The organism is Pseudomonas sp. LBUM1652, assembly GCF_059716105.1.
The window spans coordinates 5,063,949-5,074,707 of sequence record NZ_CP166804.1 but is presented as its reverse complement, the minus strand read 5'-3'; the positions used below and the strand labels follow the sequence as shown (position 1 = coordinate 5,074,707).

Genomic DNA, 10,759 nt, shown 5'->3' with positions numbered 1-10,759 from the left:
GTCAGGAGTAATAAAGGAATGAAGTTTAAACTTGAGAGCAGATTGCCGGCAGTTTATATGTCTCTATTAGCAGCCATGTTAGTGGGTATTTATTTACGATTGCGTCATATCGATTCTGGAGGCCTCTGGCTTGATGAGGCCTTTAGCGTTTCGGTCAGTGATCCTGATAATGACTTTGTTGATGTTTATCGAGCTACTTTAAGTGATGTTCATCCCCCCTTTTATCAGATTTTGTTATGGGTCTATTATCATTGCTTTGGTTTTGGGGAGTTTGCAGGGCGATATTTGTCAGCTGCTCTCGGTGTGTTATTGATTCCGAGCGTGTTTTTTTTGGGGCGCAAGCTGTTTGATGAGCAGGTAGGTATTCTGTTTGCATGGCTTGTGGCGATTAATTATTTCTTGATTCGATACTCTAATGAAACTCGCTCTTATGCGCTTTTGGTGTTATTGACGGTTGTGTTATTTTGGTTTTTTATACGTTGTGTCAGGCAGTCAGGAATTATTGATTTTTGTGGTTATTTTGTTATTTCTGCTATGTTGATAAATACCCATTATTTTGGTTATTTGGCGGTGTTTTCTCAAGCGTGCTTCGTTCTCTATGCGTTGCTGAAAAAAGACGTTTCACTCAATGTTTTTTATAGGTTTTTGGGGGCAGGATTTTTTACCGTTTTAACGGTCCTCCCAGGTCTTTCTTATACAGAAATGGCCTTTGCTCGGCAGGATTTTTGGATTCTCCCCCCGCACGAAACTTTTTTCTTGGACGTTTTTTTTGGTTATTTTGGCAATGAATTTTTGGCATCCATGGCAGCAATAATGTTCATTGCCGGATTCGTGTCGCTAACAATAAGTGAGCAAAGAAAAGAATCTTTTCGCCTACTGGCGTTTTGGTTGATATTAGGTGTGGCGGTACCGTATGTGTGTTCTGTTTACTTTACGCCCGTGACAACTTTTCGAAATTTTATTGTTTTACTGCCGGTTGTTTTGTTGTTGATTGCTTTTGCTATCGATGGCATCAAGGATAATGCAGTAAAGGTATTGGTTCTTGTGTTGTTTTTATGCTTTTCTGCAACGCCAGTGTTTAAAGGCGTCAGTAAGTTTGTGGGGGGGCAGAACTCAAGCTTCCAAGGTATGCAAATGCGTGAAATTGTCGAGTCGGCTAAAAATAAAGCTAATGGTGTTCCGGTTTATTCGAATGATGATATTCAGTTTGGGGTCTATTTCAAGTTGCTAGGATCCCCGGTGCAAGTTAGAAGTTTCAAAAAATATGCGTCCGATCTGAGCGGTCTGAGGAGATTTTATTTTCTGGAAACGACATATACTCGAAGCTTGGAGTTGGATGAGCTTTTTTTAAAGCAGATTAACGCTGTGCTTGTCAGCAAGGAAGAAAAGAATGAGGTGCGCTTGTTGGAGTTTCGTTCAATGAAACCATAGGCCCGTAGAGGAGCGTACATACTCGATAGCGTATGTACGCCCAAGTGTAATTACGCCACTGCCACTTCCTGCGGCTCAAAACTATCCGCCCGCGCCATCTGCCACATCCGCGAATTGAACTCTCCGTTCACTTCCCCGGTGAGCAATTCCCCCGGCTTCAAAAACACATGCAACTGCGAGAACAGCTTGATCTCGGTCGCCGACATGCGTCGTACCAGATGCTTGGCCGACAGTTGCGATGGATGGTCCAGCCCGGCCGCCGCGAGCATTTCAGCCAGGGCCTTCAACGTGTTGCGGTGGAAGTTGAATACCCGCTGCGCTTTGTCCGGCACGACCAGTGCGCGTTGGCGCAACGCATCCTGAGTGGCGACGCCGGTCGGGCATTTGTTGGTGTGGCAGCTTTGCGACTGGATGCAGCCGATGGCGAACATGAAGCCGCGCGCGGAGTTGGCCCAGTCTGCGCCGATGGCCAGCACGCTGGCGATGTCAAAGGCGCTGACGATCTTGCCGCTGGCGCCGAGTTTGATCTTGTCGCGCAGGTTCAGGCCGACCAGGGTGTTGTGGACGAACAGCAGGCCTTCGCGCATCGGCACGCCGATGTGGTCGGTGAATTCCACCGGCGCGGCGCCGGTGCCGCCTTCCTTGCCATCGACCACGATGAAGTCCGGCAGGATGCCGGTTTCCAGCATGGCTTTGGCGATGCCCATGAACTCCCACGGATGGCCGAGGCAGAACTTGAAACCCACCGGTTTGCCGCCGGACAGTTCACGCAATTGCTGGATGAAATGCATCATCTCCAGCGGCGTGGAAAACGCGCTGTGGCGGGATGGCGAGACGCAGTCTTCGCCCATCATGATGCCGCGGGTTTCGGCGATTTCCTTGGTCACTTTGTGCTTGGGCAGAATCCCGCCATGGCCCGGTTTGGCGCCTTGGCTCATCTTGATTTCGATCATGCGGACTTGCGGATTCTGCGCCTGAACGGCGAAGCGTTCCGGGTCGAAACGGCCGTCGCTGGTGCGGCAGCCGAAGTAGCCGCTGCCCAGCTCCCAGGTCAGGTCGCCGCCGTGTTCGCGGTGATACGGGCTGATGCTGCCTTCGCCGGTGTCGTGGGCAAAGTTGCCGAGTTTCGCACCCTGGTTCAACGCGCGAATGGCGTTGGCGCTGAGCGAGCCGAAGCTCATCGCCGAAATATTGAACACCGAGGCCGAGTACGGCTGAGTGCACTGCGGGCCGCCGACGGTGACGCGGAAACTGCTCGGGTCGCTCAACGGCGCCGGGCGCATCGAGTGGCCGATGAACTCGAAGCCGGACTGATAGACATCGATCAGCGTGCCGAACGGCTTGTCGGCGCTTTCATTCTTTGCCCGCGAATACACCAGCGAACGCTGTGCGCGGGAGAAGGGCAGGGCGTCGCTGTCGGATTCCAGCAGGTACTGGCGGATCTCCGGACGGATGCCTTCGACCAGATAACGGATGTTGCCCAGGATCGGATAATTGCGCCGCACCGCGTGCGGACTTTGCAGCAGGTCGAATATACCGATCAGGCTCAATACGCCGGTCACAGCGGTGATTGGCCACAGCCAGTCGTGTTCGAGAAAAGGCAGGCTGGCGAGGGTGAAAATCACGCAGACGGCAAAGAAGGCGTAGCGGCTCAGGAGTGACAGGCTCATACGGTTTCCTTGGGTTCGGACTCGGGTTTTAAAGATCGTAGCCTGCGGCAGTCCTACAGTTAGATGCATGGCTTGCCCCTGTAGGAGCTGCCGAAGGCTGCGATCTTTTCAGGCGTTTTGTGCCTGGAGAAATATCGAAAACAACTCGGACTGGGACTTGATCCCGAGCTTGCTGTACATGTGTTTCTTATGGACTTTCACGGTTTCTACAGAGATTTCCAGCTTACGAGCGATTTCTTTGCTCGAGCAACCGCTGAGCATCAAGCGGCCGACATCCAGTTCCCGGGCGGTCAGTTGCGCGCCCTTGAGTTGTTGCACCGAAGCTTCCAGTTGCACCCGCCAATCCGCCGGAGCAGGTGAGGCCGCGAGGGACACGGTTTCATTGATTTCGTAAGGCAGACGCTGGCGCAACAAGCCTAATACCCACGGCTGAATCAGCGACAACAGCGCGATCTGTTCAACTGTAAAACGCTGTTTGCTGCCCAGCGACAGGCACAACGTGCGTTCACCCTGGAGCTGACAATTGAACTGGATTTCGTCGGCCACCACATTCAGACGAAAGTATCGCTGGTAATACTCGGTCAGCTCGAAATGTTCTGGCGCCACTTCCGAGAGGCGATACAACCCGGTGCGCGATTGCTCGCGGCAGGCGATGTAGAACGGATCGAGCAGGTACAGACCGCGCAGATAATCCTGGAACAACTGATCAGGGCTACCGTCTTCACCAGGGCATTCGGCAAAGACTTGCGGGTGCTGATCGGCGCTGAACAGCAGCGCGACCCAGCTATCGAACGGCACGTACTGATCGAGAAGACGCACCAGTTGTGCCCAGAAATTCGGCTTGTCCAGCGCATCGATCAATTGCCCGACGGCGCGGTGCCAGGTGATGTCGTCAAACGAAAGTGTCATCGATCTACCCCTATCGGGTTACCCCGGCCGCGTGATTCCCTGGCCGGTTGCTTGCTGCGCATACTGGCCCACAGACAGGCACCGGGCAATCTTTCAGCGCCCGGCCAATAGAACAAGGACACCTCATGAAAGTCGAACTCGCCCAATTGGCGGGCCGTGACAATGGCACTGCCTACAACCTCCAGCGCGCCCTGGCGGCAATTGCGGCTTGTGCAGCCGACACGCAACTGATCGTGTTTCCGGAAACCCACCTGATGGGTTTCCCGACCGCCAACACCGTCGCACAAACATCTGAACCGGTGGATGGCCCGACCGTCAGCGCGGTGCTGGCCGCCGCCCGCGAACGCAACATCGCTGTGGTGATCGGCATGGCCGAGAACGACAACGGGCGCTTCTACAACACCACGCTGCTGATCACCCCTGATGGCATCGCCCTGAAATATCGCAAGACGCATCTGTGGGCGTCGGATCGCGGTGTGTTCGAGGCCGGTGACCGTTATGCGACCTGCGTGTGGAACGGTGTGCGCGTCGGTCTGCTGATCTGCTACGACATCGAATTCCCGGAAACGGCCCGGGCTCTTGCACAGCTCGGCGCTGAACTGCTGATCGTCACCAACGGCAACATGGACCCGTACGGCCCGACTCACCGCACCGCGATCATGGCACGCGCGCAGGAGAATCAGGCGTTCGCGCTGATGGTCAATCGGGTGGAAGCAGGGGATGACGGTTTGATGTTTGCCGGCGGCAGCGCGCTGGTGGATCCGCTTGGGACTTTGCTGTTTGAGGCGGGGCGTGAAGAAGGGCAGTTCACGGTTGAGCTGGATTTCAGCCAGTTGCAGATTGCGCGCAGGGATTACCGCTATCTGGATGATCAGCGGTTGAAATTGCCGGGGGAGGTGGTGGCGCGGTCTTCGGGTGTTCGGGAGTTGTTGATTCCTGCCGGTTAACCGCTGCCCTCACCCTAACCCTCTCCCGGTGGGAGAGGGGACTGACCGAGTCGCTTTTTCGAAGTACACCGACCTGAGATATCCAGCCGAACTCGGGGCTTGAAAGCGACAAAAATCTGCCCCCTTTCCCCCTCGCCCCCCCCTGGGGGAGAGGGCTGGGGTGAGGGGGAAAGATCTCAAGTCGTACAAATATTTCAGTCACACCAAAACAACAAAACAAACCCGCAACATTCGCCGAACTCGGCTCTGCCATAAATCCAATAATATTTCGGAGTAAGTCGCCCATGGCTCGTTTGCAACGCACCCTTTCGCTAGGGTCGGTGGTGCTGTTCGGCATCGCCTACATGACGCCGATCATCGTCCTCGGCACCTTCGGCATCCTCGCGCAATCCACCGCTGGCATGGTGCCCGCCGCGTATCTGGCGGCGCTGGTCGCCATGTTCTTCACCGCCATGAGCTACGGTCGCATGGCCGCCGCGTTCCCGGTCGCCGGCTCTGCTTATAGCTACGTGCGCAAGGCCATCAGCCCGAAACTCGGCTTTATCGCCGGTTGGGCGGTGCTGCTCGATTATCTGTTTCTGCCAATGGCAATCTGGCTGATCGGCGCCGCTTACCTGACCTCGGCATTCCCGTCGATCCCGCAATGGATCTGGGTGCTGGCGTTCATCGGCATCACCAGCGCGATCAATATCGTCGGCCTGAAACTGGCCAACGGCATTAACGCCTTGCTGATGCTGGTGCAGTTTCTGGTGCTGATCGCCTTCGTCGCCCTGTGCGTGCACTACATCGGTGGCGACGCGAGTACGCCGCTTTGGTCGATCAAGCCGTTCTTCAACGGCGACATGCAGATGCCACTGATCATGAGCGGCGCGGCCATCGCCTGTTACTCGTTTCTGGGCTTCGACGCGGTCAGCACCCTGACAGAAGAAACCCGCGATCCACGCCGCACCATTCCTCGGGCGATCATGTTGATCACCCTGATCGGCGGGCTGATCTTCGTCGGTGTGTCTTACTTTGTGCAGATCGCCCACCCGTCGTTCCAGTTCGACAGCGTCGACTCGGCGGCTTATGAAATCGCGCGCAATATCGGCGGCGACCTGTTCGTCTCGATCTTCCTCATCGGCCTGATTGTCGGCCAGTTCGCCTCGGGGCTTTCGGCGCAGGCCAGTGGTTCGCGACTGCTGTTTGCCATGGGGCGCGACGGGGTGTTGCCGAAATCCTTCTTCGGCACGCTGCACGCGCGCTTTGGCACGCCGGTCAACAGCATCCTGCTCTGCGCAGTGGTGGCTTTGCTGGCGCTGAAACTCGACGTGACGACGTCCACCTCGTTCATCAACTTCGGCGCGTTTCTCGCGTTCAGTCTGGTGAATCTGTCGGTGATTTTTCACTACTGGATCGGCGGCGAAAAAAAGGGCCTGCGTGAGCTGGTGCTGTTTCTGGTTTTCCCGCTCATTGGTCTGGTCGCGGACTTGTGGTTGATGGTCAGCCTCGATCATCTGGCGGTCTGGCTCGGCCTGAGCTGGCTGGCGATTGGCGTGGTGTATCTGGCGGTGCTGACCGGTGGTTTCCGTCGCCAGCCACCGGAAATGGATTTCCAGGAAGCCAGCTGAGGCGCCTTCAGGCAGCGGGCCGGCTCTGGCGCATCGGCAGTTCGACACGAAATGTGGTGCCCACACCCAGCTCGCTGCGCACCGATATGTTTCCGCCGTGTTTTTTCACGATGCCGTAAGACAGGGATAAGCCAAGCCCGGTCCCTTCACCGACGGGTTTGGTGGTGAAGAAGGGGTCGAAGATTTTTTGCAGGGTGTCCGGCGCGATGCCCGAACCGGTGTCGGCGACTTCAACCCAGGCGGTGTCTTGCGCTTGCCCGGTGCGCAAAGTGATGGTGCCACGCTCCGGCCCCATGGCCTGGGTGGCGTTGACGATCAGGTTCATGATCACCTGATTGATTTGTGAGGGTAGACACTCGATATCCGGCAATGCCTGATACTCCTTGATCACGTCGGCCTTGTATTTGAGTTCACTGGCGACGATGTTCAGGGTCGACTCGATGCCTTGCTGCAGATTGGCCCACTGCCACTGCTGATTGGAATCGACCCGGGAGAAATCCTTCAAGTCCTTGACGATCTGCCCGACGCGGCCGATGCCTTCCTTGGATTCGCGGATCAGCACGGGAATGTCTTCAAGCATAAAATCCAGTTCGACCTCTGTGCGCAATTGCGCCAGCCGTGTCGCAGCTTCGCTGTCCGCGGCGTTATCGAGCGTCTGGCAGGCATCAAGCACGGTCAGCAATTGTTTGAAGTAGCCGTCCAGCGTGCCGAGGTTGGAGGAAATGAAGCCAATCGGGTTATTGATTTCATGGGCCACGCCCGCTGCCAATTGCCCGAGTGAGGCGAGTTTTTCCGACTGCACCAACTGACTTTCCAATTGCTTGCGCTCGTCGATCTCTCGCTGCAGTTCTTCGCTGGCCTGCTTGAACTGCGCGGTGCGCTGATCCACCAGATGTTCCAGTTGGTGCATTTGCAGTGAGGCTCGTTCAGTCATCTGCCATTTGGTCAGCAGGGTGTTAGCCATCTGCTGCACTTCGATGTTGTCGAACGGCTTCTTCAGGATCAGCAGCCGATCATGGGCGTGCAGACGTTCCAGCAGTTCGTCCCAGGAATAATCCGAATACGCGGTACACACCACCACTTGCAACTGCGGATCCTGTTGCCACAGGTGCTCGATGGTTTTCGCGCCGTCCCAGCCATCGGGCATGCGCATATCGACGAAAGCCAGCGCGTAGGGACGTTGTTCCTGCATGGCCTGAACCAGTTTGCCCAGACCTTCTTCACCGCCGTAGGCAGAGTCCAGCTCGAACAAGGGGCGCAGGGGGCGGGCCTCGGTGCCGAACAGCGCGGTCTCGATTTCGTCCAGCTCCACCGAGTGTGGCGCCGCCGGAGCGAGAATCTTGCGAAAGTCCTCATGAATCGACGGCATGTCGTCGATGAGCAGAATGCGACGGTTCGAAAGCTCGCTCATGCGTTCTCCGTGACGCTGACCAGAGGAATTTGCAGGGTGAATAACGCACCCTTGCCCGGTCCGTCGCTGTGCGCGGTGAGGTGGCCGTTCATCTCGATGGCCGCCAGGGCACAGCTGTGCAGGCCGAAACCATGGCCCTCCTTGCGAGTGGTGAAGCCATGGGCAAAGATCCGCGTCATGTTCTCCGGCGCGATGCCCTCGCCATCGTCCCTGACGCTGATTTCGAGGAAGTCTTCCTCCACGACTTTGACCCCCAGGGTCATGGTGCGTGGGCGGTTGCTGAGGTCGGACATCGCGTATTTGGCATTGCTGATGAGGTTGATCAGGATCAGCAGCAAGCGGTGTTTGTCGGCCATCACCTGGGGCACGTCGGCGTATTCCTTGACCACCGTGACGTGATGTCGGGTCAGTGCCCCGGCGTTCATGCGCAGGGCATCCTCGAGCAGTTCGTTGATGAACAGCGGCTCGGTCATGCTGTTGGCCCCAGCGTAGGACTGCTGGGTGGCGACGATGTCCTTGATGTGGTCGACGCTTTTGTTCATCTGGTTCAATTCGTCGACCATTTCCTGCTGTTCCAGGGCGATCGCGCCGACCAGTTGATTGAGGTAACCGGGCAGCAATTTGCCCTTGGCATCCTCGTTGAGAAAATGGCCAAGATCGTGCGGATGCTCGTTGATCAATTGCATCGCCTTGCCCAATCCCTGCGTCTTGCTGGCACGCAGCTTTCGCGCGATCAGGTCGGAAGAAATGTTCACGCTGTTGAGCACATTGCCAACGTTGTGCAGCACATTGGTCGCGATTTCCGCCATGCCGGCCTGACGCGCAGCGTCGAGCAGTTCGCGCTGGGCATTCTTGAGTTCGCGGGTGCGTTCCTCGACCCGTTGCTCCAGTGCATCGTTAGCGGTTTGCAGAGCCGTGTTGACTCGGTTGATCTCGGCGAAGCTGCGGATCAGGCGAACGGTCAGCCAGATCAATGACAGCATCAGCAGCACGGCGAACAGCAACAGGTAAAAGTGGTATTGCCTCTCGATGACGTCGACCCGCTGCTGATCCCGGTCAAGCATGGTGGTGATGGTGTCCAGACGCTCGGCCACGGGAACGGCTTCGATGCTTTCCAGCAGCTGATTGACCAGCGGCTGCTCGCGCGCAATCAGCTTGATGTGATTGCTCATGATCCTGATCGGCGCCTGAAAATCCTCGGGCAGGCGTTGTGCATTCACCGCCAGTTTGTTCAGCCCGACCTCAATGTCGGCGGCCTTTTCAGCGGAGGTGACCTGGGAGAACTCCAGAGAACTGAGCAGCAGGTCGTAGGTGTCGGTGATGATGTTCTGCAACTGAAGTTTGTCGAAATCAGACAGGTTGGCCAGTTGCGCGTGGATGTCGTCTTCGGCCGTCGGCAGGAACGCCAGAGAGTTGCGCAACAAGGCATTGTGCGATTTGAACTGTTCCACCAGCCGGATTTTTTCCTGCGTCGCTTGCCGGTAGCCCTCGTGGGCGACGCTCCATTGCGCCGAGTCATTGCGACCATGGCCGGATTCCAGAGAATCGAAGCGCTGCCACAGTCGAGTCATTTCGTTCATGGGCGAGACCAGGGGGTCGTAGTTGTACGAGATCGCCACCCTGGCTTTGAGCACCTCATTTTCCCACAGGGCGTTCTGCTGTTTGATCTGCCGGATCAAATCCCGAGACTCGGTGTAGGTCATGGTCTGTTCGGTTCTGGACTTGAGGTAAAGAAACAACAGCGTCGAGGCCAGCACGACAACCACCAGTGTGAGCAACAGCAGGCTGCCGCGACGTGAGATGGTGTTCATGGCTTGCCCTCCCATTGGCCGGTCAGGGTCTTGAGAAACAGGATGATCAGTGTTTTGTCCTCTTCGCTGGGCATGCGCCCCAACTGGTACTGGAACATCGCGTCCACGGCCCGTTCGAGGGTGGGCGCCGAGCCGTCGTGAAAGTACGGCGCGGTGAGCGCGACATTGCGCAGACTCGGCACTTTGAACACGGCACGATCGGCTTCGTCGCCGGTGACATTGAAGCGCCCCTGATCGGCCCCGGTCGGGTTGCCGCGATCGGCGATGTAGTCGCCGAACACGCCAAATTTCTGGAACATGTTGCCGCCGATGTTCACCCCTTGATGGCAGGCAATGCAGCCGTATTCCTTGAAGCGCTGGTAGCCGTACTTTTCCTCCAGGGTCAGGATGTCGGTGTTGCCCAACAGGTATTGATCGAAGCGGGAGTCGGGCGTCAGCAAGGTGCGTTCGAAGGTGGCCAGCGCTTGCTGGATATTGGCCTTGGTCACGCCGTTCGGGTAACTGGCGGCGAAGTCCCGCTGATAATCGGCGTCTTTGGCGATGCGCTCGACCACAGTGTTCCAGTCGCTACCCATCTCATGCGGGCTGGTGATGACAACGTTGGTCTGCTCCTCCAGCGTCTCGGTGCGGCCGTCCCAGAACTGGCGGAAGTTCAGGGCGGCGTTGAACACTGTCGGCGTGTTGAAGGCCACCGGTTTGCCGTCGAAACCCAGTGAAAAGGCACGGCTGTCGGCACCGTTCTTGTCCAGTTGGTGGCAACTGGCGCACGACAGCGTGTTGTTGATCGACAGTCGAGGCTCGTGGAATAACCGGCGACCGAGTTCAACCCGTCGGGCATCCTGTTGCACCACCGGCGGCAAGGGTTTGAGCGGCTCGTTCAGCGGTTCCGCATGAGGGCTGGCACAGAGTCCGCAGAGGGCCAATACGATGGCGTGGCGCAAAAAGCTCATGGGTAAACGTCTTCCAGACT

8 protein-coding genes are annotated in these 10,759 nt (G+C 56.9%); 3 read left to right on the top strand and 5 right to left on the bottom strand.

The window, feature by feature from the left end; translation table 11 throughout:
- Positions 1 to 18: 18 nt before the first annotated feature.
- Entirely contained in the window at positions 19 to 1,431 is a 1,413-nt protein-coding gene (locus tag ACA069_RS22840; protein WP_497615277.1) for a glycosyltransferase family 39 protein, read from the top strand.
- Positions 1,432 to 1,481: 50 nt separating this feature from the next.
- On the opposite strand, the gene ACA069_RS22835 is transcribed toward ACA069_RS22840, so the two are convergent.
- Both ACA069_RS22835 and ACA069_RS22830 read right to left on the bottom strand, forming a co-directional pair.
- A complete protein-coding gene (locus ACA069_RS22835) occupies positions 1,482 to 3,101 on the bottom strand; it encodes an FMN-binding glutamate synthase family protein (protein WP_497615276.1) in 1,620 nt (539 codons plus the stop codon).
- Between the two features lie 108 nt (positions 3,102 to 3,209).
- Entirely contained in the window at positions 3,210 to 4,010 is an 801-nt protein-coding gene (locus ACA069_RS22830) for a helix-turn-helix transcriptional regulator (RefSeq protein WP_187680203.1), read from the bottom strand.
- 125 nt (positions 4,011 to 4,135) lie between these two features.
- On the opposite strand from ACA069_RS22830, the gene ACA069_RS22825 reads away from it, so the two are divergent.
- Both ACA069_RS22825 and ACA069_RS22820 read left to right on the top strand, forming a co-directional pair.
- Complete coding sequence (locus ACA069_RS22825) at positions 4,136 to 4,957, top strand: carbon-nitrogen hydrolase family protein (RefSeq protein ID WP_497615275.1); 822 nt, start codon at positions 4,136 to 4,138, stop codon at positions 4,955 to 4,957.
- Between the two features lie 284 nt (positions 4,958 to 5,241).
- The gene (locus ACA069_RS22820) at positions 5,242 to 6,567 is read left to right on the top strand and encodes an APC family permease (protein WP_401266438.1); all 1,326 of its coding nucleotides are present in this window, start codon (positions 5,242 to 5,244) and stop codon (positions 6,565 to 6,567) included.
- Positions 6,568 to 6,574: 7 nt separating this feature from the next.
- Here the strand turns inward: ACA069_RS22820 and ACA069_RS22815 are convergent, their stop codons facing one another.
- Genes ACA069_RS22815 through ACA069_RS22805 form a run of 3 tightly spaced genes read right to left on the bottom strand, consistent with a single transcriptional unit; the run spans position 6,575 to position 10,739 of the window.
- Positions 6,575 to 7,978, bottom strand: coding sequence for an ATP-binding protein (locus tag ACA069_RS22815; protein ID WP_497615274.1), 1,404 nt, complete (start codon positions 7,976 to 7,978; stop codon positions 6,575 to 6,577).
- Positions 7,975 to 9,789, bottom strand: coding sequence for a DAHL domain-containing sensor histidine kinase (locus tag ACA069_RS22810; RefSeq protein ID WP_497615273.1), 1,815 nt, complete (start codon positions 9,787 to 9,789; stop codon positions 7,975 to 7,977). Before ACA069_RS22810 ends, ACA069_RS22815 begins: the two co-directional genes overlap by 4 nt.
- On the bottom strand, positions 9,786 to 10,739 hold the full coding sequence (locus ACA069_RS22805) for a cytochrome-c peroxidase (RefSeq protein ID WP_187680199.1): 954 nt from the start codon (positions 10,737 to 10,739) through the stop codon (positions 9,786 to 9,788). Before ACA069_RS22805 ends, ACA069_RS22810 begins: the two co-directional genes overlap by 4 nt.
- Positions 10,740 to 10,759 lie beyond the last annotated feature (20 nt).